The following is a 22,467-nucleotide window of genomic DNA, read 5'->3' as shown; positions in this document are numbered from 1 at the left end:
ACGTAGTCTCCCTCCATGTCCACGAACCCCACCCCGAACAACGACCGCCCCGTCGGCCCCACCGGCGGCACCACGGCGCATCCCGACCCCGTCGGCCCCACCGACCCCGGCTCCCCCGCGTCCGGGAGCGCCACGGCGGCCGCCCGCGCCCGCGAGGACCGCTCCGCCCGCATCGCCGTCACCGTGTTCCCCGCGATCATCATCGCCGCCGCCCTCCTCGGCTTCGTCGCCCCGCCCGTGGGACTCGCGCTCGCGCCATGGGTGTCCGTCTTCCTCGGCGTCATCATGTTCGGCATGGGCCTCACCCTCACCCTGCCCGACTTCGCCCTGGTGGCGCGTCGCCCCTTGCCGGTGCTCATCGGTGTGCTCGCACAGTTCGTGATCATGCCGCTGGTGGGCCTTGGTGTGGCCCTGTTGCTGCAGCTGCCGCCGGAGCTCGCCGCCGGTGTCATCCTCGTGGGCTGCGCCCCCGGCGGCACCAGCTCCAACGTCATCTCCTACCTCGCGAAGGCGGACACGGCGCTGTCGGTGACGATGACCTCGATCTCCACCCTGCTCGCGCCCCTGTTCACCCCGCTGCTCACCGTGTGGCTCGCCGGCACGTACATGCCTGTCGACGCCGCAGCCATGGCCATGAGCATCGTGAAGATGGTGCTCGTTCCGGTGGTGGGCGGCCTGCTCATCCGCCTGTTGGCGCCGCGCCTGGTGGACCGCATTCTGCCGGCCCTGCCGTGGATCTCCGTCGCCGGAATCTCCCTCGTGGTGGTCGCGGTCGTGGCGGGCAGCGCCGACACCGTAGTCAGCGCCGGCCTCATCGTGTTCGCCGCCGTGGTGCTGCACAACGCCGCCGGGTACCTCCTCGGCTACGGCACCGCCAAGCTCGCCCAGCAGAGCGAGGCTGCGTCCCGCACCACCTCCGTTGAGGTCGGCATGCAGAACTCGGGTCTCGCGGCCACGCTCGCTGCGCAGTACATGAACCCGGCCGCCGCACTTCCAGCCGCGGTGTTCTCGATCTGGCACAACATCTCTGGCGCGATCCTCGCGATGATCTACCGCCGCAGCGCCGACCGCAGCGGCTGCTGAGCACCGCCGCACCAGGGCGGGCCATCAGCTGCGGCTCTGCTCCCGCAGCGTCCGCAGGTACTCGTTGTACGCCTCCAGCTCCGCACCCTGATCGCGCTCGGCCTTCCGGTCGTACTGGCGGGCGGTGCGGTCCTCGGCGCGGGTCCACTGCCACGTCATCACGATCGCGTACAGCAGGGTCGGCACTTCGGACACGCCCCACATGATGGAGCCGCCGCGCTTCTGCCAGAACATCAGCTGCTCGGCATCGGCCATGCCGAGCGCGTGGTACCAGTCGCCGCCGATGATCCAGGAGGCGGAGATGACCGCGAGGCCGAAGAACGCGTGGAAGCTCAGAGTCACCAGCAGCGTGACCAGCTTCAGGATCGGGTTGATCGGCCGGCGCGACGGGTCCACGCCGATGATCACCCATGCGAACAGGTACCCGGACAGCAGGAAGTGGATCGTCATGAACGCGTGCCCAGCGTGGGTGAACATCGCCCAGGTGAACAGGGGCGTGAAGTAGAACGCGACGAGGGACCCGGCGAAGATGAACCCGGCCACGGGCGCGGAGGACACCACGTCCCCGTACTTGGAGTGGAGGATCGCCAGCACCCATTCGCGCATGCCGCGGGACCCGTCCGTCCTGGGCGTGACGGCGCGGGACATCAGCGTGACGGGGGCGCCGAGCACCCACAGCGGCGGCACGATGATCATCAGCGCCATGTGCTGCACCATGTGGCCGTCGAACTGGACGCGGCCGTAGGTGCCGGGACCGCCGCTCATCACCCAGATGAAGAGGGCGCTGCCGGCGAGGAAGAACGCCGTGCGGTGCCACACCCAGGCATCGCCGCGCCGCTTCAGCCGCACCACACCGGCGATGTACAGCGCGGCGATGGTGAGGGAGAAGCCGAGGGCGAGCCAGTCGATGTGCCACTGGGTGAACAGGGTGGGGACGTCGAACGGGGCGGTGGGCGGTTCGAAGCCGACCAGCGAGAGGACCTTCAGTTCGGCGCTGTCGCGGGAGATGAACTGCGGCACCGGCGGCTGGGAGCGGCCCAGCGCGATCGACAGACCGATGATGGCGGCGGCCACGGCGATCTCAACGATCGCGAGGCGGCGGAACGGGGCATCGGCTACGAGCTTCCTGCGCTGCGAGGCACCGGCGAGCGCAATCGCAACCAGGCCGATCGTCTTCGCGAGCACGAGCAGACCGTACCCGGTGGTGACCAGGTCGCTGATGCTGGACAGGCGGATGAGGCCGTTGACGAGGCCGGAGAATGCGAGGCAGGCGATGGCGAACACGGCCCACGGGGAGAACCGCGCCAGCACGGTGCGGATCACCGCCGCGTCAGTGCGGCGAGCAGCGAGGTGGACCAGGACCAGCAGGGGGCCGAGCCACAGCGCCATGCCGAGCAGGTGCAGCAGCATCGCGTTGACGGCGTTGTTGTGGTCGATGGAGGCGCCGGCGTGGCCGAGGAAGCCGAGCGCGACGATCGCGGCGACGAGCGCGGCCATCGCCCAGCCCATCCAGAACTGTCGGCGACCGAGCGCGAAGAGCAGCGCGGCGATCGCCATCAGGACGATCCCGTTGACGCTGATCTCGCCGACGTCGGTGCTGGAGGCGAAGAACGCGAGGCGGGAGAAGTCGGTGCCGGCGGCGTCGATGTAGCGCAGCAGGAGGGTGCCGGCCATGAGGACGATGGTGGCGAGGCTCGCCAGGAGCGCACCGGTGCGCAGGCGGTTCTGGTCCGCGGTGAGCGGGAACGGCTTGTCGCCCTTCTTGGCGCGGCGGGTGCGCCCCTCCCCGGGGTACAGCAGCGTCAGAGTGAAGCCGTAGCCGAACGCGGCGGTGATGGCGAGGTACATGCCGCCTTTGATGAGGCCGGTGGTGACGCCGAGCGCGGCGGTGTCGGCGATCGCGCCGGTGGCGGCGAGGCCGACCGCGGTGGTGACCATGACGATGAGAAGGAACAGTGCGCCGATGGCCGGCATGGGATCGAGCCCTCCAAATGCTGTTGTGGGGACCGGGGTGGGTGTCGGTACGGCCGGGTGGTGCCCGGCGGGCCGACGGAGTCAGCGTCTGCGTGCTGATTCGAAGAGGCAGAGAGCGGCCGCGGTGGCGAGGTTGAGCGATTCCGCGCGGCCGGAGAGGGGAATCGCGATCGAGAGGTCGGCGCGCTGCAGCAGGTCCTCGCCGAGGCCGCGCGCTTCGTTGCCCATCAGCCAGGCGATGCGGACGGGCAGGTCGGTGCTGAACAGGCTGGTGTGGGCGTAGCCGCTGGTGGCGGCGGTGGTGATGCGCCGACGGGTGCATTCGGTGAGCAGGTCCGCGAGGGGCACGCGGCGCGCGAACGGAACGTGGAAGAGGCTGCCGGCGGTGGAGCGGACGGTCTTCGGGGCGTAGGGGTCCACGGATCCGTCACCGAAGAACACGGCGGCGGCTCCGGAGGCGTCGGCTGTGCGCAGCAGTGTACCGGCATTCCCGGGGTCCTGCAGACGGTCGGCGGCGACGATGGTCACCGGGGATCCGTCGGCCTCTCCCCCGCTGCCGGCGGCCCGCTCGAGCAGCTCCAGCCACGGGGTCTCGACGATGCGGGCGGTGGCGATGACGCCCTGGGGGCTGACCACGGACTGCTGGCCCTGGTCGCGGACCATCGCGGTGATCACTTCGGCGGTGACGGGGGTGATGGGCAGGCCGATCTCGGCGGCGAGGCGCACGAAGTCGGGGTGGTCGGTGCGGGCGGCCTCGGTGAGGAACAGGGCGGTTGCCCAGTCACCGCGCGCCTCGAGCAGGGAGCGGACGGCCTGGGGGCCCTCCACCCGGAACTGTCCGTGCTTGGAGCGTGCAGAACGCCCGGACAGTGAGGCGACCAGGCGGACTCGATCGGAGCGAGTCGACGTCACTGGTGCCCTGTCCGGGCGTTCTGGAGTGCTCATCGGCGGCAGCAATCAGGCTGCGGGTGCGTTGACGTCCTCGGGCAGGGCGTTCTTCGCGGACTCGACGATGGCGGCGAAGGCAGCGGGCTCGTTGACGGCGAGCTCGGCGAGCATGCGGCGGTCGACCTCGATGCCGGCCAGGTTCAGGCCCTGGATGAAGCGGTTGTAGGTCATGCCGTTGGCGCGGGCGCCGGCGTTGATGCGCTGGATCCAGAGGCGGCGGAAGTCGCCCTTGCGCTTGCGGCGGTGCTGGAAGGAGTAGGTCTTCGAGTGAAGGACCTGCTCCTTGGCCTTGCGGTACAGGCGCGAGCGCTGACCGCGGTAGCCGGAGGCCTCTTCGAGGATCTCACGGCGCTTCTTCTTGGCGTTCACGGACCTTTTGACGCGTGCCACTTTGTTCTCCTTAGAAGTTCAGATTGAGAGCGATGCGCCGGATCAGCGGCCGAGCATGCGCTTGAGGGTCTTCACGTCGGCCTTGGCCACATCGGCCACGCCGGCGAGGCGGCGCTTGCGGGCCGAGCTCTTGTGCTCAGCCTTGTGGTAGGCGTTCGCGCGCTGGCGCTGCAGCTTGCCCTTGCCGGTGATGCGGATGCGCTTCTTGGCACCGGAATGAGTCTTGTTCTTCGGCATTGTGCCTTTTCTCCTTCAGTTGCTCGCCGAGGTCACTCGGCGTTCGACTTCGCAGCTGCCTTCTCCGCATCGCTCTTGCGCTTGCGGGCTTCGGCACGTGCCTGAGCCTTCTTCTTGTGAGGACCGATCACCATCACCATGGTGCGGCCGTCCTGGCGGGGGCGCGTCTCCACGAACCCGAGCTCAGAGACGTCCTCAGCCATCCGCTGCAGCAGCTTGAAGCCCATCTCCGGTCGGGACTGCTCACGGCCGCGGAAGCGGATCATGACCTTGACCTTGTCACCGGCGGACAGGAACTTCTCGACGTTGCGCTTCTTGGTCTCGTAGTCATGCGTATCGATCTTCAGACCCATCCGAATTTCCTTCAGCTGGGTGTTGACCTGGTTCCGCCGGGATTCCCGGGCCTTCAGATTCGCTTCGTACTTGAACTTGCCGTAGTCCATGAGGCGGGCGACCGGCGGGCGTGCGCCGGGTGCCACCTCGACCAGGTCGAGGTCTGCCTCGGCGGCGAGCCGCAGGGCGTCCTCAATGCGGACTTCACCGACCTGCTCGCCGTTCGGACCCACGAGAAGGACCTTGGGAACTCGGATCTGCCCGTTGATGCGCTGTTCGCTGATGACTGCTCCTCACAATCGATTCTGGTGTGAGCACACAGCAAAAGGCCCCTGCTCATGCAGAGGCCTCAGAATCACACGGCACATCGACTCGCGATGCGCCGTGGGCGCTGACCCGACGATCTGTGCCGCCGAAACGGGTGACGATCGCCCAGGTGGGAGTAGGCCTCCACTTGGTGGGAACAGGTGTGCTCCGATGGACAACTCTACCAGCAACCGTCAGGAACTGAAGCGCCCTGTGATGCACACCGCCGCGCCGCCGGCTGAGCGGGCGGGCCGACGGGTGCCGCCGACCTAGACTGGGGCGCATGAGCACCGACCACACCGGCGCAGGCAGCGCCCCTCAGCCCGGCGCCGACGGCGCATCCCACCGGCACGCCGATGACGCCTCCGGCTTCACCCGCGACATCGCCGACGTCTCCGCAGTCGAACTGATCACCACCACCGCCGTCCACCTGATGAGCGCCGCCGCGATCAAGGTGGGCCTGGCGGAGGATGAGGAGACCGGCCAGTACAAGGACCTCGACGAGGCCCGCAAGGTCATCAACGCCCTCGCCGCCCTCATCACCGCGAGCGCCCCGGACCTCGGCAACGAGCACGCCCGCTCTCTGCGGGACGGTCTGCGCTCCCTGCAGCTGGCGTTCCAGGAGGCGCTGCCGGTGCCCGACGAAATGGGCCAGGGGCCGGGCGAGAAGTTCACCGGCCCCGTCCGCTGACCGGGTCCCGTCGGCCCGCCCGGCGCGTGCTCAGCTGAGCCCGGGCACGGTCGCGGCGAGCCGACGCCGCACACGACCCCGTCGGATGCGCATCGCGATCAGGCCCGCGCCCGCGATGCCGATCGCGACCAGGCCGGCTGCGCCGAAGCCCCAGTTCGCGCCCCACACATCGATGACGCTGCCGAAGATCGGGCCGCCCATCGCGGCGCCGATCGTCAGCGATGAGCCGTGCCAGCCCATCGCCTCCGAACGCCCCTCCTCCGGCACCTTCTGCGCGATCGCCTCACCCGTGGCGGACAGCAACGGCGCGATCGTGGTGCCGGCGAGGAACGCGAACACGATGAGCAGGATCAGGGCGTGCGTGAGCGCCAGCGGCAGGATCAGCAGGCCCATCAGCAGCAGGATCCACAGGGCGCCCACGTCGGTCCTCATCGCGCCGTAGACGATGCCGCCGATCGCGGAGCCGGCGCACATGATCGACACCATCGGGCCGACCATGCCCTCCTGCCCGATCTCCCGCAGCAGCGCCACGAACGCGACATCGGTCGCCACCAGCAGCATGGAGCCGACCGCGGTGGAAACCAGGATCGAGATGCCGCCCCAGCTGAGCAGGGCGGTGCGGGCCGCGCTCTTCGCCTGCTCCTGCGCCGGGTCCCCCACCACGGGGATCGCGCCGGTCTGCGTGTCCTCGAAGACGCGGCGTTCGTTGTACTCGCCGGTGTGGGCGGCCGCGGCCGCCTCCGCGGTCTCCAGCGGCTCCGACAGGTGCGTGGGCAGCATGATCTGGTCGGTGCGCAGCGGCGGGTCCACCACCATCAGCCCGAGCCCGGCCGCCACGATCAGCACCCCCACGAGGATCATCGTGGGGCGCGACCCCGCGGAGTACACCAGGACGGTGGCGAGCGCCGGCCCCGTCATGAACACGAACTCGGTGAACACGGAGTCGAGGGCGAACGCGGTGCGCCGCATCCTCGCCGGCACGATCACGGCGAGGGAGGTGCGGACGATGGAGAACACGGGGATGGAGAACAGGCCGCCGAGGAACACCAGCGGCAGTACGCCGGCGTACGGCAGCCACGGCACGGTCATCCACACGATGCCGTTGACGATGATCGGCGGCACCAGAGTGCGGCGCAGGCCCTGCTTGTCGAGGAGGCGGCCGCGCCACGGCGCCGAGATCGCGGCACCGAGGGTGGCGGCGGTGACCAGCAGACCCGCCTGCGTGAACGACACGTGCAGGGTCAGCACACAGTGCAGGGTCAGCAGCAGGCCCGTGGTGGAGAACGGGAAGCGCGCCAGGAACCCCAGCAGGAAGATCGATGCTGCTTTCGGCTGGGCGAGGACCGCCTTGTATGCGCTGAGGTTCATACCCCTCAGCCTGTCACGGTCAGCTTCAGCGAGGTCACCCTTTCGGCGATCAGCTGCGAAGACGCCAGGATCTGCTGGATGCCGCCGAGGATCGCCTGCAGGTCCTCGCGGCGCAGCCCCGGCTCCAGCACCAGCACCACGTCCACTTCGCGCTCGGGATGCGGACGCAGGTGCACATCCCGCAGATGCGGGACCGTTCCCAGCAGTGCGCCGCGCATCTCGCTGATCACAGCGTCGTCGGCGTGCGGCGGGGTCCAGGGACGGTCCTGACCGAGCGCCCACAGTGCAGAGCGGGTCAGGACCACGGGGCGGGGCCGTCCCATGTCCACGATCAGCATGGTGCAGCCTTCGGCGACTGCGGCCTGCGCCGCCTGCTCGATCACCATCGGCACGGGCCGCGCCTCCGGGCGCCACGCGGTGAGCTGCTCGGTGCCGGTGAAGATCGGCAGGGCGATGTCAGTGCCGGCCTGGATCTTCACCACGGCCATGTCGGAGGCGTTGTCGGCGACGAGCCCGTCGGCCGTGACCTCGGTGTCGGTGGCGATCGCGGTGATCGGCACCATCACCCGCTGCCCGCGCAGCGCCGCCACGAGCGCCTCATGGTGGGGGTCCTCCCCCGCGTCGACGGCGGCGAGCGCAGCAGCGATGCGGGGATCCTGGCCGCCCGTGTCCGTGGGGAACGGGGAGACGGTGTAGTCGCGCCCCTTCCACGGCACGCCAGCGGTGTCGGTCAGATGCGACTTCTGGGTGAAGTGGGCGGGCAGCGTGCGGCGCACCTGGTCCGCCTGCTCCGGCAGCGCCGATGAGTCAGGCTGGTCGCGGCGGGGCTGCTCAGTGCTGATCGCCGGCCACCTCGATCGCCTGCTCCAGGGTGAAGTTCTGCGCGTACAGCGCCTTGCCCACGATCGCGCCCTCCACACCGATCTCCACGAGGTCGCGCAGCGCCTTCAGGTCGTCGAGACTGGAGACGCCGCCGGAGGCGATGACGGCGGCATCGGTCCGTTCGCACACCCGGCGCATGAGGTCGAGGTTCGGGCCGCTGAGCATGCCGTCGGTGGCGACATCGGTGACCACATAGCGCGCGCAGCCGGCGTCGTTGAGGCGCTCGATGGTCTCGAACAGGTCGCCGCCCTCGCGGGTCCAGCCGCGGGCGGCGAGGATGGTGCCGCGCACATCGAGGCCCACGGCGACGCGGTCGCCGTACTCCCTGATGACCTCGGCCGTCCACTCGGGGTTCTCCAGGGCCGCGGTGCCGAGGTTGATGCGGCGGCAGCTGGTGGCGAGGGCGCGCTCAAGGGAGGCGTCGTCGCGGATGCCGCCGGACATCTCCACGTTCATGTCCACCTCGGAGACGACCTTCTCCAGCAGCTCTGCGTTGGAGCCGCGGCCGAATGCGGCGTCGAGGTCCACCAGGTGCAGCCAGGCGGCGCCCTGGCGCTGGAAGGAGAGTGCGGCGTCGACGGGGGCGCCGTAGACCGTTTCGGTGCCGGCTTCACCGCGGACGAGGCGGACGGCCTGCCCTCCGGCGACGTCAACAGCGGGCAGGAGGATCAGGGAATCAGACACTCAGGTCTCCTTACGTGGGAGCCGCGGGGGCGGCTACTGGTAGATGCGGAAGAGTGAGACGCCGATGCACAGCAGACCGGCGAGGGCGAGCACGGCGACGGACCACCACGGGTGGCGCTGCTTGGCGAAGGACCAGGCGCCGCCGAGCAGGATCGCGCCGACGAACAGCATGATGAATGCGAGGATCATGCGGCACCGCCTCCTGCTTCAGCGGTACCGGGGCGGGCGCCTTCTCGCTGCGGCAGAGTGCTGAGCCAGTTGCGCAGCACCCGAATGCCGGCCTGCCCGGACTTCTCCGGGTGGAACTGGGTGGCGCAGAGTGCGCCGTTCTCCACGGCGGCGATGAACCGATCGCCCTCATGCGCGGCCCACGTCACCTGCGGCGGGGTCATCGCGTCGCTGATCTGCTGGAACTCCCAGCGGCGCACACCGTAGGAGTGGACGAAGTAGAACCGTTCGTCCTCCACACCGGCGAACAGACGCGTTCCGGCGGGGGCGTCGATCGTGTTCCAGCCCATGTGGGGGACGGTCGCGGACTGCAGCCGTTCCACCCGCCCGGGCCATTCGCCGAGCCCGTCGGCCTCGATGCCGTGCTCGCTGCCGGCATCGAACATGACCTGCAGGCCCACGCAGATGCCGAGGACGGGGCGGCCACCGGCGAGGCGGCGCCCGATGATGCGGGGCGCACCCACGGCGCGCAGCTGCCGCATCGTGGCATCGAATGCGCCGACGCCGGGGACCACGAGCCCGTCGGCCTCGAGCGCGGCGACGGGGTCCGCAGTCAGCTCCACGGCGGCGCCGGCGTGTTCGAGGGCGCGCACAGCAGAGCGGACGTTGCCGGATCCGTGGTCGAGGACCACGACTCTGGGGGCGGGGCTCACCGCTTCCTCTTCCTGCCGGTCGCGATCCACTTCACGGCCTCGGTGCGGGACAGCTCCGCCGGGTCGTACACGTTCTCCGCTTCGGCGACGGACTCCGCTCCGAGCAGCAGGTCCTCCACGCGGGAATCGAGGGCGCCGAGCACGAACGCGGGAGGGACGTCGTCCATCCGCTCGCCGGAGCGGTAGCGGGTGGCGGTCATGCGGTCGCCCTGCCGCCAGAACAGCACCACGCCCTGCCGCTGCAGGCCGATGGAGACGAGGCCGGCGAGGCGGTGCGCGTCGGCCTCGGTGAGGGGGCCGACGGCGAGGGCACCGGAGTCGGCATCGATGGTGGCGGACCCCGTCGGCAGCGCGCGCGGGTCCTCCTTCGCGGCCATCGCGAGGCGGATCACCCCGGCGAGGGCCTTCGCGGTCGCGACCGGGGTGGCGACGATGGCGATGGGGGCGGGGGCCGACGGGTCCTGGGCCTGCGCCTGGTCCGCAGAGCCGGCTGAGGGGCCGCCCGCGGCGGTGAGGGGATCGTCGAGGGAGGACGTGTCGAAGTCCAGTCCCTCCATCATCGCGGCGAACTCCGCGTCCACACGGTCCTTGTCATCGGGTCCCTGCGGGGACTGCGTCATCAGAGTGCTCCCTTGGTGGATGGGATGACATCGGTCATCCTCGGATCGTACTCGGTGGCGCCGCGCAGCGCCCGCGCCAGCGCCTTGAACTGCGCTTCCACGATGTGGTGAGGGTCGCGGCCGGCGAGGAGGCGCATGTGCAGGCAGATGCCGGCGTGCAGCGCGAAGGATTCGAACACGTGGCGGGTCATGGAGCCGGTGAAGTGGCCGCCGATCAGGTGGTACTCCTGGCCGGCGGGCTCCCCGGTGTGCACGCAGTAGGGGCGGCCCGAGAGGTCCACCACGGCGTGGGCGAGGGCCTCGTCGAGGGGGACGAAGGCGTCGGCGAAGCGGGTGACGCCCTTCTTGTCGCTGAGGGCTTCGCGGAACGCGTCCCCGAGCACGATGGCGGTGTCCTCCACGGTGTGGTGGACGTCGATGTGGGTGTCGCCGTGCGCCTTGACGGTGAGGTCGAAGGAGCTGTGGGTGCCGAGCGCGGTCAGCATGTGGTCGTAGAACGGCACGGAGGTGTCGATGGAGACCTGGCCGGTGCCGTCGAGGTTGAGCTCCACCTCAACGCTGGATTCGCGGGTGGTGCGCGTCAGGGACGCCGTGCGGGGCGCGCGCTGACTGGGGTTCTGCGCGGGGTCATCGGTGCTGGTCATGCGGGATCGATCTCCTCAAGTGCGGTGCGGAAGGCCTGGTTGTCCTCTGCGGAGCCGACGGAGACGCGCAGCCACCCGTCGGGCCCGACCTCGCGGATCAGGACGCCGCGCTGCAGCAGCGCCTCGAAGACGGCGCGCCGGTCCGCGAAGGTGCCGAAGAGGATGAAGTTGGAATCGGACTGGGCGACGTCATGGCCGCGGCCGGTGAGGAATGCGGCGAGCTCATCGCGCTGCTGCCGGAGGAACGCGACGGAGCCGAGGAGCTCGTCGGTGAAGTCGAGGGCGGCGTGCGCCACCGCCTGCGCAATGGCGGACAGGTGGTACGGGAGGCGGACCACGCGGACCGCGTCGACGAGGGGCCGCGGCGCCGCCATGTAGCCGACTCGTGCTCCCGCGAGCGCGAACGCCTTCGCCATGGTGCGCGACACGATCAGGTTCGGGTGCTCGTCCAGGACGCTGAGGGCGGAGGGGACGCCGGCGTGGCGGAACTCCGCGTACGCTTCGTCGACCACGAGGATCGCTCCGCGCTCCTCCAGGGTGCGGGCGGCCGTGCGCACGAGGTCGAGGCTGAGCGCGGTGCCGGTGGGGTTGTTGGGGCTGGTCAGCAGCACGATCGTGGGGTCGTGCCGCTCGATGCCGGCCAGCACCATCTGGTCGGTGAGCTCGAAGCCGGGGGCGCTCCCGCGCTCCTCGGTGACGAACTCGGTGAGTGTGTTGCGGGCGTACTCGGGGTACATCGAATAGTGCGGCGCGAACGCGAGGGCGCGGCGGCCCGGGCCGCCGAACGCGGTGAAGACCTGCTGCATGATCTCGTTGGAGCCGTTTGCGACCCACATCTGCTCCGCGGGGATCGGGGCGGGCAGATCGGCGTCCGCGGCGAGGTAGGCGCCGAGGCGGGCGCGCAGGTCGAGGAACTCGCGGTCCGGGTAGCGGTTGAGGCCGGTGGCGGCGCGGCCGACGGCCTCCTGCAGATGCGCGATGAACTCCGGGGACGGCGGGAACGGGTTCTCGTTGACGTTCATCAGGTGAGGGACATCGATCTGGGGCGCGCCGTAGGGGGCGTCGCCGCGCAGATCGTCGCGCAGAGGGGGGTGGAAGGCCATGGGCCAAGTCTATGGGTGTGAGCTGAAGCGCGAGGGCGGCGTCCACCGGGCGTGCGCGCTCCCTCCCGGGGAGCCGCGGCGCTACCGTGGGGGCATGAAGAAGACCTTCGCCACCGCTGTTGTGATCGACATCGTCTGCGTCATCGCGTTCACCATCGCCGGGATCCTCTCCCACGGTGAGGCGCTCAGCGCCGGCACCCTGTTCCGGGTGGGGGCACCGTTCCTGGTGGGCCTGCTGCTGGGCCACGCTGTGACGCAGAGCTGGCGCACGGTCGCGGCCCGTCCCGCCGCGGCCGAGGCGAGCGCTGTGCAGGCCGCGGCGTTCCGCCTGTGGCCGCACGGTGTGCTGATCCTGGCGGTGGAGATCGCGACCGCAATGGTGATCCGCTCCCTCATCGGCGACGGCACCGCGACGAGCTTCGTGATCGTGTCGGTCCTGGTGAATGCGGCGCTGCTGCTGGGCTGGCGCGCCATCGCCCGCGCGGTCCGCACCCGCTGAGTCCCGGCGGCTGCTGCTGATGCTGCTGCGCACCGTCCGACTGATCGACCCCGTCGACCCCTCCCCCACCTGCTCGCGCACCGCCGCGCCGGTGGACGTCCGCATCGTCGACGGCCGGATCACCGAGATCGCTGAGCGGCTCAGCCGCACGAGCGGTGAACAGGTGGTGGATGCGGCGGGGGCGTTCGCGATCCCGGGCCTGTGGGATCAGCACGTGCATGTGGGGCAGACAGCGCAGGGCCGCTCCCGCCTCGACACCTCCGGCGCCACCAGCCTGGATGATCTGCTCGGCCTCGCCCGCCGGGCGCTCGCTGCCCGCCGCGCTCAGCTCGCCGGCAGCGCGGTGCACAGCGGCGATGCACTCGTCGGCTTCGGCCACCGCCTCGTCGACTTCGACGACGACCCGCACGGCGATGCCTTCACCCGCCGCGTCCTCACCGAACTGGACGCCCTGGCCCCCGCTACCGCGATCGTCCTCATCGGGTCCGACGCCCACCACGCCCTCATGAACACCGCCGCCCTGACGGGCCTCGGCCTGCCCACCGAGGGCGGTGTGGTCGGCGAGGACGAATGGTTCACGGCGCTGGAGCACCTCGACGACCTGCCCGGCATCGCCGACCGGCTCGAAGGCGGCGTCGCGGATATGCAGACGGAGGCGCTGGAGCGCGGCATCGTCGGCCTCGTCGACATGGAGTGGGCGGCGAACTGGGAGCTGTGGGCGCGCCGCGCGCCGCGCCTGCGGGTCCGCACCGCCACCTACGCCTCCACCCTGGAATCCGTTCCCGGGCCGACGGGGACCCCCATCCCCGCCGCCGACGCCCACAGCCCGCTGGTGACCATGGGTCCGCTGAAGGTGATCGTGGACGGCGCCCTCGGCTCCAAATCGGCCCTGTGCCGCCACGCCTACGGCGCCCCCGACGGGGACGGCCGCGGTGTCCTCGCGGTGCCGCTGCACGACCTGCACGACCTGCTGGGCCGTGCCCGCGGCCTCGGCCTGCACGCCGCCGTCCACGCCATCGGCGACGCCGCCGCCGACATCGCCCTCGACGCGATCCAGCAGGCGGGGATCCCCGCCCGCATCGAACACGCACAGATGCTGACCGACCAGGACGTTGCACGCATGGCCCGCCTCGGTGTGACCGCGTCCGTGCAGCCGGTGCATCTGCTGGATGACCGCGACGCCACCATGCAGACATGGGGCGACTGGGCGGACTGCGCCTACCGGCTGCGCGACCTGCTCGAGGCAGGGGTGCCGCTCGCATTCGGCTCCGATGCCCCGGTGGCGCCGATCGCGCCGTGGATGGCGATGGCGGCCGCGGTGCACCGCTCCTCCGATGAGCGCCCCGGCTGGTTCCCCGCCCAGCAGCTGCAGCCCCTGGAGGCTCTCGCCGCATCCGTGGACGGTGTTCAGCGCCTCCAAGTGGGAGGTCTCGCGGACCTGGTGCTGCTGGAGGACGACCCGTTCGCGCCGGTGCCGACGGGTCCCGACGGCCTCATGGTCGAATCAGCGGCGCGGGAAGCGGCGGAGCGCCTGCTGGCGGTGCGGCCGCTGTCCACGTTCGTGGACGGCATCGAACGCTTCAGCCGCTGAACGGCTCTGAGCGCCGCTGCGAGGTGCTGCTCAGTCCTCGAAGCGGATCGCGATGGCGCGGCCGTGCGCCGGCAGATCCTCCGCCTGAGCGAGCGTCTCCGCGGCCTCGCGCGACGCGGCCAGCGCCTCCCGGGTGTAGGTGATCTCGTGGATGGCGCGCAGGAACGTGTGCACCCCCAGCCCGCTGGAGAAGCGGGAGGAGCCGCCCGTGGGCAGCACATGGTTCGAGCCCGCCGCGTAATCGCCGAGGGACACCGGTGAGTATTCGCCGACGAACACAGCGCCCGCGTTCGTGATGCGGGACGCCGCCTCCCGCGCCCGCTCCGTGTGGATCTCCAAGTGCTCCGCGCCGTAGGCGTTCGCCACCGCGACTGCAGCATCGATGTCATCGACGAGCACCGCGGCGGACTGCGGGCCGCGGAGCGCCTCGGTGATCCGCTCCGCGTGCCGCGCCTGCGGGACCTGGCGGTCCAGTTCGGCGCGGACGGAGTCGATCAGGTCAGGGCTGTCGGTGATGAGGACGCTCGCGGCCATCGGGTCGTGCTCCGCCTGCGAGATCAGATCCGCCGCCACGGAGCGGGCCCTCGCGGACGCATCAGCGATGATGCCGATCTCCGTGGGGCCGGCCTCGGCGTCGATGCCGACATAGCCGCGCACGGCGCGCTTCGCCGCCGCCACGAACACGTTGCCCGGACCGGTGACGAGGTCCACGGGTTCCAGGCCGACGCCGTCGCCGAACGCGAACATCGCGATCGCCTGAGCGCCGCCCGCGGCGTACACCTCGGTGATGCCGAGCAGTTCGCAGGCGGCGAGGATCGTGGGATGCGGGTACCCGTCGGCCTCCTTCTGCGGCGGAGAGGCGACCACCAGCTCGCTGACGCCGGCGACCTGCGCGGGCACGGCGTTCATCACCACGGAGCTGGGCAGGACGGCACGTCCGCCGGGGACGTACAGGCCGACGCGCTCCACCGGCACCCAGCGCTGCGCCACCCGCCCACCGGGGATGACCTCCACGAGGTCGGTGTCGCGCAGCTGCGCCTCATCGACGGCGCGGACCCGCTCGATCGCGACCTCGAGGGCGGCGCGGATCTGCGGGTCGAGGCCGTCCAGGGCGGCGCGGCGGACGGAATCGGGGACCCGCAGCTGGGGCGGGCGGACCCCGTCGAACTGTTCGCCGTACTCGAGGATCGCCTCGGCGCCGCGCTCCTGCACATCGTCAATGATGCTCTGCACCTTCTCGAGCGCGCGATGCACATCCACCTCGGGGCGTGGAAGGGTGCGCTGCAGCTGGGAGCGGGACAGATCGGTGCCCCGCAGATCGAGGGTGTGGAGAAGAGCCATGCGGACCATCGTAATCTCGCGCCCGCCCGCGCCGCTGAACCATCCGCAGTTCTCCGCCGCCCGCCGGTACCCTGTCCTCATGCAGGAACCCGCACGCTTCTGGGCCCGCGCCGGCGAGCGCGTGGACTCCCCCACCGGTCCCGTCCACCTCGCGCAGTGGGGCCACTCCCCCACCAGTGAGGACGCCGCCCGCGCCCACGCCCGCGAGCGCCTCGCGCGCCTCGCCGAGCGGGTGCGCATCCACGGCCTTCCGCGGCGCCAGGATGAGGGGCAGGGCGGTTCCCTGAGCGCCGGCGGCGCCGCGCTGCGCACCGACGAGGGCTCCTACTACGACGCACAGCCCGCCCGCGAAGAGGTCCTGCAGGAGCTGCGGGACAGCGCCGACGCGCTCCTCGCGGTCATCACCCGCAACCGGTACGGGTCCCTGATCCTCACCACCGACACGATCGCGTTCGTCGACATCGACCTGCCGCCCGCCCCGCCTGCGAAGCAGCCCCTGTTCGGTCGCGGCGCGTGGCGGCAGAAGCAGGAGGAGCACCGAGCGGAGAGGAAGCGGCGCGTCGACCTCATCGCCTCGTGGGCGCTGCGCCACCCGGTCTGCAGCGTCATCACCTATGAGACAGCGGCCGGGCTGCGCGTCGCGATCTCCGGTCTGGACGCCGCCGCCGACTCCGCCCAGATGCAGCAGGTGATGCAGGACCTGGAAGCGGACCCGCTGTACGCGCGCCTGTGCGCACGTCACGCAACCTACCGGGCGCGCCTCACCGCGAAGCCGTGGCGGTGCGGGGTCACCGCACTCAGCGACACCGCCGACTACCCCACCACCAGCGCGGCCGAGCAGTCCGCGCGGGAGGAGTGGATCAGCGGCTACGACGCCGCCCGCGCCGGCACCCGCGCGGTGCAGCGCCTCGACGCCTCGGGCCCGGCCGTCAGCGGCGCCGCGGCCGTGGTGCTGGATCTGCACGACCGCCTGTCAGGGGCGGCCGACGGGGCGAGCCGCCTGGCCTGAGCCGCGCCGGCACCCGTCGGGCTGCCGGCAGCCGCCGGTCCTCAGCCGAGGCAGGACGCGCCCAGCAGAGTCTTCAGCGACGCGTACAGCGCGGGTGACGCCTGCACGCTCAGCCGCCGATCCAGGCGCATGAGCGTGGAGCGGCCCGGCTCCATCAGCTTCAGCCGCACCTCGCTGGAGCCCGGATTGTCCTCCAGGATCTCCCGCAGCTGCTCCGCCGTCCGCTCGTTCATGCGGGCATCCGGGATCGAGATCACCAGCGGACCATCCGCCGAGGCCGACGACGTGTCCAGCAGCGTCATCTCCATGACGCGCATCTCCGCACTGCCCTTGGAGTTGTCCACGCGGCCCTTCATGGACACCACGATGTCCTCCGCGAGCTCCGTGGCGACCTGCTGGTACGTGTTCGGGAACAGCAGGCAGTCGATGGAGCCCTCCAGGTCCTCCATCGTGACGATCGCCCACGTGTCGCCCTTCTTCGTGGTCTTGCGCTGAATACCGGTGACCAGGCCCGACAGGTTCACGATCCCGAGCGCCTCGGTGTTCTCCACCTCCGCCAGCTGCGAGATCGTGTGCGAGGAGTTCTGCGCCAGCACGTGCTCCAGGCCGTGCAGCGGATGGTCCGACACGTACAGGCCCAGCATCACGCGCTCGAAGCCGAGCTTCTGCTTCCGGTCCCACTCCGGCAGGTCCGGCACCTGCATCGTGGCGGCGGAGCCGAACGCCTCCCCCTCACCGAACATGCCTTCGCCGAACAGGTCGTACTGTCCCTGCTGCTCCTTGCGCTTCACATCGACCACACCATCGACCGCGTCCTCGTGGATGAGGGCGAGGGAGCGGCGGTTATGGCCCATCGAATCGAACGCGCCGCCCTTGATGAGCGACTCGATGGTGCGCTTGTTGCACACCACCAGCGGCACCTTGTCGAGGAAGTCGCTGAAGGAGGTGAACGCGCCCTTCTCCTCACGCGCCTGGATGATCGCCTCCACCACGTTCGCGCCCACATTGCGGACCGCGGACAGGCCGAAGCGGATGTCCTCCCCGACAGCGCGGAAGAACATACCGGACTCGTTCACATCCGGCGGCAGCACCGTGATGCCGCGGTGGCGGCAGTCGCCCAGGTAGAGGCCAAGGCGGTCGCGGTTCTCCTGCGTGGAGGTCAGCAGCGCCGCCATGTACTCCGTGGGGAAGTTCGCCTTCAGGTACGCCGTCCAGTACGACACCACACCATAGGCCGCGGAGTGCGACTTGTTGAACGCGTAGTCCGCGAACGGGAGCAGAACATCCCACAGCGCCTGGAACGCCTGCTCGGAATAGCCGTGGTCGAGCATGCCCTGGCGGAAGCCCACCATCTGCTTGTCCAGCTCTTCCTTCTTCTTCTTGCCCATCGCGCGGCGGAGGATGTCCGCCTGTCCCAGGGAGTAGCCCGCGACCTTCTGCGCGGTCTGCATCACCTGCTCCTGGTACACGATGACGCCGTAGGTCTCGCCGAGGATCTCCTGCAGCGGCTCCGCCAGCTCCGGGTGGATCGGGGTGATCTCCTGCATCCCGTTCTTGCGCAGGGCATAGTTCGTGTGGCTGTTCATGCCCATCGGGCCCGGGCGGTACAGCGCCGACACAGCCGAGATATCGCCGAACTTGTCCGGCTTCATCTGCCGCAGCAGGGACCGCATGCCCGCGCCATCCAGCTGGAACACGCCGAGGGTGTCACCGCGCTGCAGCAGCCGGTACGTCTCCGGGTCCTCGAACCCGAGGGTCTCGAAATCGGGGCCCTGCTTGCCGTTCGCTTCGATGTTCTCCAGCGCATCGGAGATCACCGTCAGGTTCCTCAGCCCCAGGAAGTCCATCTTCAGCAGGCCGAGGGTCTCGCACGTCGGGTAGTCGAACTGGGTGATGATCTGGCCGTCCGCGGGGCGCCGCATCATCGGGATGATGTCGGTGAGCGTGTGGCTGGACATGATGACCGCGCAGGCGTGCACGCCCCAGCCGCGGGTCAGGCCCTCCAGTCCGCCGGCGAGCTCCGTGACCCGCTTCGTGTCCGGGTCCTCCGCGTGCAGGCGGCGGTACTCCTCCGCCTCCCCGTAGCGCTTGTCGGACGGGTCGAAGATGCCCTTGATGGAGATGTCCTTGCCCATCACGGTGGGCGGCAGCGCCTTCGTGAGCCGGTCCCCCACCGCGTACGGCAGGCCGAGCACGCGGGCGCCGTCCTTCAGTGAGTTCTTCGTCTTCATCACGCCGTAGGTGATCACCTGCGCCACGCGGTCATCGCCGTACTTCTTCGTGACGTAGTCGAGCACTTCGCCGCGGCGGCGGTCATCGAAGTCCACGTCGAAGTCGGGCATGGAGACGCGCTCCGGGTTGAGGAACCGCTCGAACAGCAGGCCGTGCGGGATCGGGTCCAGGTCCGTGATGCGCATGGCGTAGGCGACCATCGAGCCGGCACCGGAGCCACGGCCGGGGCCCACGCGGATGCCCTGCTCCTTCGCCCATCTGATGAAGTCGGACACCACCAGGAAGTAGCCGGGGAAGCCCATGTTGGTGATGACGGACGTTTCGTAGTCGGCGCGCTCCTGCACCTCGTCCGGGATGCCGGCCGGGTAGCGGTACTCCAGGCCGCGCTGCACTTCCTTGATGAACCAGGAGTGCTCGTCCTCGCCCTCCGGCACGGGGAAGCGCGGCATGAAGTTCGCGCCCTCATCGGTGGTGGTGAAGGAGACGTCGCACATCTCGGCGATGCGCATCGTGTTGTCGCACGCTTCGGGCAGGTCGCGGAAGATGTCGCGCATCTCGGCTGCGGACTTCAGGTAGTAGCCGGAGCCGTCGAACTTGAAGCGGCCGGGGGTGTCGAAGGTGGAGCCGGAGTTGATGCACAGCAGGGCGTCCTGGATCGCGGCGTCCTCCCTGTGGACGTAGTGGAGGTCGTTGGTGGCGACCAGCGGCGCCCCGATCTTCTTCGCGACGTCCAGCAGTTCGGTGCGCACACGGCGCTCGATGTCCAGGCCGTGGTCCATGAGCTCGACGAAGTAGAAGTCCTTGCCGAACATGTCCTGGAATTCGCCGGCGGCACGGACCGCCTCATCGAACTGGCCGAGCCGCAGGCGGGTCTGCACCTCACCGGAGGGGCAGCCGGAGGTGGCGATCAGACCGCTGGCGTACTTCGCGAGGATTTCGCGGTCCATGCGGGGCCACTTGCCCATTTGGCCGTCGAGGGAGGCGTAGGAGGCGAGGCGGAACAGGTTGTGCATGCCCTCGGTGGTGCGGGACAGCAGCGTCATGTGGGTGTAGGCGCCGCGGGCGGAGACGTCGTCGCCGGCGTCCTGCTGCGCCTTCGTGCCCCAGGTCTGGCGGGTGCGGTCATGCCGCGACGTACCGGGGGTGACGTACGCTTCCACGCCGACGATCGGCTTCACGCCCGCAGCGATGGCGGTGCGGTAGAACTCGTAGGCACCGAACACGTACCCGTGGTCGGTGATGGCGATGGCCTTCTGGCCCTGCTCGGCGGTGGCGGCGACCAGTTTGTCGATCTTCGCTGCACCGTCCAGGAGGGAGTAGTCGGTGTGACAGTGCAGGTGAACGAAATCCTCAGAAGCCATGCCTCGAGGATAGGTCACTCTCCGCGCAGACGCGCCAGCGCAGTCTCCAGATCGTCGGGGAACTCGGTGGTGAATGTGACGGGCTTGGCGGCCGTCGGATGGTCGAACGTGAGCCCCGACGCGTGCAGCCACTGCCGCACCAGTCCCAGCTCCTTCGCCATTGTCGGGTCCGCACCGTAGAGGGGGTCGCCGACGAGCGGGTGCCCGTACTCGGAGAAGTGCACGCGGATCTGGTGGGTGCGCCCGGTCTCCAGCTGGATCCGCATCAGGGCGGCGCCGGGGAACATCTCCTCGACGTCGTAGTGGGTGATCGACGGCTTCCCGCTGTCCATCACGGCGAACTTGTAGTCGTGGCGGGTCGAGCGCCCGATGGGGGCGTCGATCGTGCCGCGCATCGGGTCCGGGTGGCCCTGGCACACGGCGTGGTAGGTCTTGCCCACCTGGCGGTTGCGGAACGCGTTCTTCAGCACCGAGTAGGCGATCTCGCTCTTGGCGACCACCATCAAACCGGAGGTGCCGACGTCGAGCCGCGAGACGATGCCGCGCCGCTCCTGCGCGCCCGAGGTCGCGATCCGCACTCCCGCGCCGAGCAGGCCGCCCAGCACCGTGGGGCCGGACCAGCCGATCGACGGGTGAGCGGCGACGCCGACGGGCTTGTCCACCACCACGATGTCCGCGTCCTCGAACACGATGGTCATGCCGTGGACATCCTCCGGCTCGACCTCGATCTCGGTGCGCTGGCCCGGGATCTCCACGTCGAGGCGGGCACCGGACAGGAGGCGTTCGGAGCGGACGGGCACCTGGCCGTCCACGAGGACCTTGCCGTCGGTGACGAGGGATGCGGCGCGGGTGCGGGACACCCCGAGCAGGCGGGAGAGGCCGACGTCCAACCGTTCGCCCTGCAGCCCGTCAGGGACGATGACCATGCGGTGCTCGCTCATCGCACCTCCTCACCGTCAGCGGTGCAGCCGGACGGGGCGCTGTCCTCACCGGTCGCTGCGCCGCTGCTGCCGTCAGCGTCCTTCTCCAGCACGCTGCCGTCGGAGGTGACGCCGAACAGGGTCAGCAGCACGATGAGGACCGCCGCGGTCACCACAGCGGTGTCCGCGATGTTGAAGATCGGCCAATGCGGCAGTTCGACGAAGTCCACCACCTCGCCGTACAGCGGCTTCGGGGCCCGCAGCAGGCGGTCATGGATGTTGCCGAGCGCCCCACCGGCCAGCAGACCGAGCGCGATCGCCCAGCGCCAGTCGGCGAGCTTCACCAGCACCCAACCGAGGACCGCCACGCAGATCAGGATCTGCACGACCGTGATGATGGGGGTGACGGAGGAGCCGAGGGAGAACGCGGCGCCGCTGTTGTAGATCAGGCGCAGCTGCAGCAGGTCACCCACCAGCGGCCGGGTCTCCCCCAGCGCCAGGGTGCGCTCCGCCCACGCCTTCGAGGCGAGGTCCGCGATGAGCGCGGCTGCGCCGATGGTCAGGGCGAGCAGAACCGACGGCCAACGACGCGAAGCGCCGGGTGCCCGCTGGGGCTGCCCGGCGCTTCCGCGCTGCTCAGAGGGGGAGGTCACAGGCCTCGGCTGGCCGACGACTCCTGGGTCTCGCTGGTGTCGAGATCCTGGAGCTGGTTCTCGAGGTAGCGGCGCAGGCGGCTGCGGTAGTCGCGCTCGAAGGTGCGCAGACCCTCGATCTCCTGCTCCAGCTCGGCCTTCTGGGTCTCGAGGCTCTCCAGCGTGGTGCGGGAGGTTTCGTTCGCCTCATCGATGATGCGCTTGTGCTCGGACTCGGCCTCGGAGATGAGGCGGTCGCGCTCGGACTCGCCGTTGGCGACGTGCTCGTCGTGCAGGCGCTGCGCGAGGGCGATGAGACCGGCGGCGTCGGAAGTGCCGGAGGCGGCCGGGCCGGCCATCGCGGCGGCGGTGTCCTCGGTGGGCTCCTCAGCCACGGGAGCGGCGACGGTGTCCTGCTCCTCCTCGACGACGGTCTCGGAGGCGGTGTCCACGGCCGGCGCGGCGGAGGCGCGGGACTCGAGCTCGGAGACCCGGTTGTGCGCCTCATCCAGCTGGGACTTCAGGCGCTCGTTCTCCTCGATGAGCTCCTTCAGACGCGGAATGACGTCATGGTCGAGGTAGTTGTCCACCTCGTCCATGTCGTAGCCCTCGGTGAAGCGAACCGGGGTGAAGCGCTTCTCCTCAAGATCCTCTGGCATCAGAGCCATGGGGTCACCTTCTCATTCGACTAGTAGATCGGTTTGGGAACAGAGTATCTGGTCAATCCTGAATCCGTCG

At 70.0% G+C, this 22,467-nt stretch carries 23 protein-coding genes; 5 read left to right on the top strand and 18 right to left on the bottom strand.

The window, feature by feature from the left end:
* Positions 1-15 precede the first annotated feature (15 nt).
* On the top strand, positions 16-1,083 hold the full coding sequence (locus FHX50_RS00575; RefSeq protein ID WP_183373542.1) for a bile acid:sodium symporter family protein: 1,068 nt from the start codon (positions 16-18) through the stop codon (positions 1,081-1,083).
* 24 nt (positions 1,084-1,107) lie between these two features.
* Here FHX50_RS00575 and FHX50_RS00570 read toward each other — a convergent pair whose 3' ends face one another.
* The 5 genes from FHX50_RS00570 to infC all read right to left on the bottom strand — a co-directional run bounded on the left by FHX50_RS00570 (position 1,108) and on the right by infC (position 5,234).
* Positions 1,108-3,057 carry a bifunctional copper resistance protein CopD/cytochrome c oxidase assembly protein gene (locus FHX50_RS00570; RefSeq protein WP_183373541.1) on the bottom strand — a complete coding sequence of 650 codons (1,950 nt, stop codon included), beginning with the start codon at positions 3,055-3,057 and terminating at the stop codon, positions 1,108-1,110.
* An 81-nt stretch (positions 3,058-3,138) separates the two neighbouring features.
* Entirely contained in the window at positions 3,139-3,969 is an 831-nt protein-coding gene (locus FHX50_RS00565; protein WP_239375541.1) for a TrmH family RNA methyltransferase, read from the bottom strand.
* 45 nt (positions 3,970-4,014) lie between these two features.
* Positions 4,015-4,395, bottom strand: a complete 381-nt coding sequence (rplT, locus tag FHX50_RS00560; protein WP_183373539.1) for a 50S ribosomal protein L20 — start codon at positions 4,393-4,395, stop codon at positions 4,015-4,017.
* Positions 4,396-4,437: 42 nt separating this feature from the next.
* Entirely contained in the window at positions 4,438-4,632 is a 195-nt protein-coding gene (gene rpmI / locus FHX50_RS00555; protein WP_183373538.1) for a 50S ribosomal protein L35, read from the bottom strand.
* A 32-nt stretch (positions 4,633-4,664) separates the two neighbouring features.
* The gene (gene infC, locus FHX50_RS00550) at positions 4,665-5,234 is read right to left on the bottom strand and encodes a translation initiation factor IF-3 (RefSeq protein WP_259923533.1); all 570 of its coding nucleotides are present in this window, start codon (positions 5,232-5,234) and stop codon (positions 4,665-4,667) included.
* Between the two features lie 320 nt (positions 5,235-5,554).
* On the opposite strand from infC, the gene FHX50_RS00545 reads away from it, so the two are divergent.
* Entirely contained in the window at positions 5,555-5,962 is a 408-nt protein-coding gene (locus FHX50_RS00545; RefSeq protein WP_183373537.1) for a DUF1844 domain-containing protein, read from the top strand.
* 30 nt (positions 5,963-5,992) lie between these two features.
* Here FHX50_RS00545 and FHX50_RS00540 read toward each other — a convergent pair whose 3' ends face one another.
* The 8 genes from FHX50_RS00540 to FHX50_RS00505 are packed head-to-tail and all read right to left on the bottom strand — an operon-like array spanning position 5,993 to position 12,144.
* Positions 5,993-7,330: an MFS transporter gene (locus tag FHX50_RS00540; RefSeq protein WP_183373536.1), complete on the bottom strand. Its 1,338-nt coding sequence runs from the start codon at positions 7,328-7,330 to the stop codon at positions 5,993-5,995.
* A gap of 5 nt (positions 7,331-7,335) precedes the next feature.
* Positions 7,336-8,106 carry an SseB family protein gene (locus FHX50_RS00535; RefSeq protein WP_239375547.1) on the bottom strand — a complete coding sequence of 257 codons (771 nt, stop codon included), beginning with the start codon at positions 8,104-8,106 and terminating at the stop codon, positions 7,336-7,338.
* Between the two features lie 55 nt (positions 8,107-8,161).
* A complete protein-coding gene (gene priA, locus FHX50_RS00530) occupies positions 8,162-8,896 on the bottom strand; it encodes a bifunctional 1-(5-phosphoribosyl)-5-((5-phosphoribosylamino)methylideneamino)imidazole-4-carboxamide isomerase/phosphoribosylanthranilate isomerase PriA (RefSeq protein WP_183373535.1) in 735 nt (244 codons plus the stop codon).
* A gap of 33 nt (positions 8,897-8,929) precedes the next feature.
* Positions 8,930-9,085: a hypothetical protein gene (locus FHX50_RS00525; protein ID WP_183373534.1), complete on the bottom strand. Its 156-nt coding sequence runs from the start codon at positions 9,083-9,085 to the stop codon at positions 8,930-8,932.
* Entirely contained in the window at positions 9,082-9,777 is a 696-nt protein-coding gene (hisH, locus tag FHX50_RS00520) for an imidazole glycerol phosphate synthase subunit HisH (RefSeq protein ID WP_343064018.1), read from the bottom strand. Before hisH ends, FHX50_RS00525 begins: the two co-directional genes overlap by 4 nt.
* Positions 9,774-10,397, bottom strand: a complete 624-nt coding sequence (locus FHX50_RS11955; RefSeq protein WP_183373532.1) for a hypothetical protein — start codon at positions 10,395-10,397, stop codon at positions 9,774-9,776. The genes hisH and FHX50_RS11955 overlap by 4 nt, the downstream gene beginning before the upstream one ends.
* Positions 10,397-11,041 (bottom strand): imidazoleglycerol-phosphate dehydratase HisB, encoded by a 645-nt coding sequence (gene hisB, locus FHX50_RS00510; protein WP_183373531.1) that lies wholly within the window; start codon positions 11,039-11,041, stop codon positions 10,397-10,399. Before hisB ends, FHX50_RS11955 begins: the two co-directional genes overlap by 1 nt.
* The gene (locus tag FHX50_RS00505) at positions 11,038-12,144 is read right to left on the bottom strand and encodes a histidinol-phosphate transaminase (protein WP_183373530.1); all 1,107 of its coding nucleotides are present in this window, start codon (positions 12,142-12,144) and stop codon (positions 11,038-11,040) included. The genes hisB and FHX50_RS00505 overlap by 4 nt, the downstream gene beginning before the upstream one ends.
* Positions 12,145-12,238: 94 nt before the next feature.
* On the opposite strand from FHX50_RS00505, the gene FHX50_RS00500 reads away from it, so the two are divergent.
* Positions 12,239-12,643 (top strand): DUF3054 domain-containing protein, encoded by a 405-nt coding sequence (locus FHX50_RS00500; protein WP_183373529.1) that lies wholly within the window; start codon positions 12,239-12,241, stop codon positions 12,641-12,643.
* Between the two features lie 19 nt (positions 12,644-12,662).
* Entirely contained in the window at positions 12,663-14,234 is a 1,572-nt protein-coding gene (locus FHX50_RS00495; RefSeq protein ID WP_183373528.1) for an amidohydrolase family protein, read from the top strand.
* A gap of 30 nt (positions 14,235-14,264) precedes the next feature.
* On the opposite strand, the gene hisD is transcribed toward FHX50_RS00495, so the two are convergent.
* Positions 14,265-15,575, bottom strand: a complete 1,311-nt coding sequence (hisD, locus tag FHX50_RS00490; protein WP_183373527.1) for a histidinol dehydrogenase — start codon at positions 15,573-15,575, stop codon at positions 14,265-14,267.
* A gap of 79 nt (positions 15,576-15,654) precedes the next feature.
* Between hisD and FHX50_RS00485 the strand changes: the two genes are divergently transcribed.
* The gene (locus FHX50_RS00485) at positions 15,655-16,584 is read left to right on the top strand and encodes a hypothetical protein (protein WP_183373526.1); all 930 of its coding nucleotides are present in this window, start codon (positions 15,655-15,657) and stop codon (positions 16,582-16,584) included.
* Positions 16,585-16,625: 41 nt separating this feature from the next.
* Here the strand turns inward: FHX50_RS00485 and dnaE are convergent, their stop codons facing one another.
* Genes dnaE through FHX50_RS00465 form a run of 4 tightly spaced genes read right to left on the bottom strand, consistent with a single transcriptional unit; the run spans position 16,626 to position 22,397 of the window.
* Entirely contained in the window at positions 16,626-20,177 is a 3,552-nt protein-coding gene (gene dnaE / locus FHX50_RS00480) for a DNA polymerase III subunit alpha (RefSeq protein WP_183373525.1), read from the bottom strand.
* A gap of 14 nt (positions 20,178-20,191) precedes the next feature.
* A complete protein-coding gene (locus FHX50_RS00475; RefSeq protein ID WP_183373524.1) occupies positions 20,192-21,118 on the bottom strand; it encodes an RluA family pseudouridine synthase in 927 nt (308 codons plus the stop codon).
* The gene (gene lspA / locus FHX50_RS00470; RefSeq protein ID WP_183373523.1) at positions 21,115-21,750 is read right to left on the bottom strand and encodes a signal peptidase II; all 636 of its coding nucleotides are present in this window, start codon (positions 21,748-21,750) and stop codon (positions 21,115-21,117) included. The genes FHX50_RS00475 and lspA overlap by 4 nt, the downstream gene beginning before the upstream one ends.
* Positions 21,747-22,397 carry a DivIVA domain-containing protein gene (locus tag FHX50_RS00465; RefSeq protein WP_183373522.1) on the bottom strand — a complete coding sequence of 217 codons (651 nt, stop codon included), beginning with the start codon at positions 22,395-22,397 and terminating at the stop codon, positions 21,747-21,749. The genes lspA and FHX50_RS00465 overlap by 4 nt, the downstream gene beginning before the upstream one ends.
* Positions 22,398-22,467 lie beyond the last annotated feature (70 nt).

Origin of the sequence: Helcobacillus massiliensis (assembly GCF_014191425.1) — a bacterium.
Classification (GTDB): domain Bacteria; phylum Actinomycetota; class Actinomycetes; order Actinomycetales; family Dermabacteraceae; genus Helcobacillus; species Helcobacillus massiliensis.
This window is presented reverse-complemented; position numbering and strand designations above follow the sequence as displayed.

Bases quoted from the DNA above. Each gene is read 5' to 3' on its own strand.
- FHX50_RS00575 (WP_183373542.1), top strand. From the start codon at position 16: ATGTCCACGAACCCCACCCCGAACAACGACCGCCCCGTCGGCCCCACC.
- FHX50_RS00570 (WP_183373541.1), bottom strand. From the start codon at position 3,057: ATGCCGGCCATCGGCGCACTGTTCCTTCTCATCGTCATGGTCACCACC.
- rpmI (WP_183373538.1), bottom strand. From the start codon at position 4,632: ATGCCGAAGAACAAGACTCATTCCGGTGCCAAGAAGCGCATCCGCATC.
- FHX50_RS00545 (WP_183373537.1), top strand. From the start codon at position 5,555: ATGAGCACCGACCACACCGGCGCAGGCAGCGCCCCTCAGCCCGGCGCC.
- FHX50_RS00540 (WP_183373536.1), bottom strand. From the start codon at position 7,330: ATGAACCTCAGCGCATACAAGGCGGTCCTCGCCCAGCCGAAAGCAGCA.
- FHX50_RS00525 (WP_183373534.1), bottom strand. From the start codon at position 9,085: ATGATCCTCGCATTCATCATGCTGTTCGTCGGCGCGATCCTGCTCGGC.
- FHX50_RS11955 (WP_183373532.1), bottom strand. From the start codon at position 10,397: ATGACGCAGTCCCCGCAGGGACCCGATGACAAGGACCGTGTGGACGCG.
- hisB (WP_183373531.1), bottom strand. From the start codon at position 11,041: ATGACCAGCACCGATGACCCCGCGCAGAACCCCAGTCAGCGCGCGCCC.
- FHX50_RS00505 (WP_183373530.1), bottom strand. From the start codon at position 12,144: ATGGCCTTCCACCCCCCTCTGCGCGACGATCTGCGCGGCGACGCCCCC.
- FHX50_RS00500 (WP_183373529.1), top strand. From the start codon at position 12,239: ATGAAGAAGACCTTCGCCACCGCTGTTGTGATCGACATCGTCTGCGTC.
- FHX50_RS00495 (WP_183373528.1), top strand. From the start codon at position 12,663: ATGCTGCTGCGCACCGTCCGACTGATCGACCCCGTCGACCCCTCCCCC.
- hisD (WP_183373527.1), bottom strand. From the start codon at position 15,575: ATGGCTCTTCTCCACACCCTCGATCTGCGGGGCACCGATCTGTCCCGC.
- FHX50_RS00485 (WP_183373526.1), top strand. From the start codon at position 15,655: ATGCAGGAACCCGCACGCTTCTGGGCCCGCGCCGGCGAGCGCGTGGAC.
- dnaE (WP_183373525.1), bottom strand. From the start codon at position 20,177: ATGGCTTCTGAGGATTTCGTTCACCTGCACTGTCACACCGACTACTCC.
- FHX50_RS00475 (WP_183373524.1), bottom strand. From the start codon at position 21,118: ATGAGCGAGCACCGCATGGTCATCGTCCCTGACGGGCTGCAGGGCGAA.
- FHX50_RS00465 (WP_183373522.1), bottom strand. From the start codon at position 22,397: ATGGCTCTGATGCCAGAGGATCTTGAGGAGAAGCGCTTCACCCCGGTT.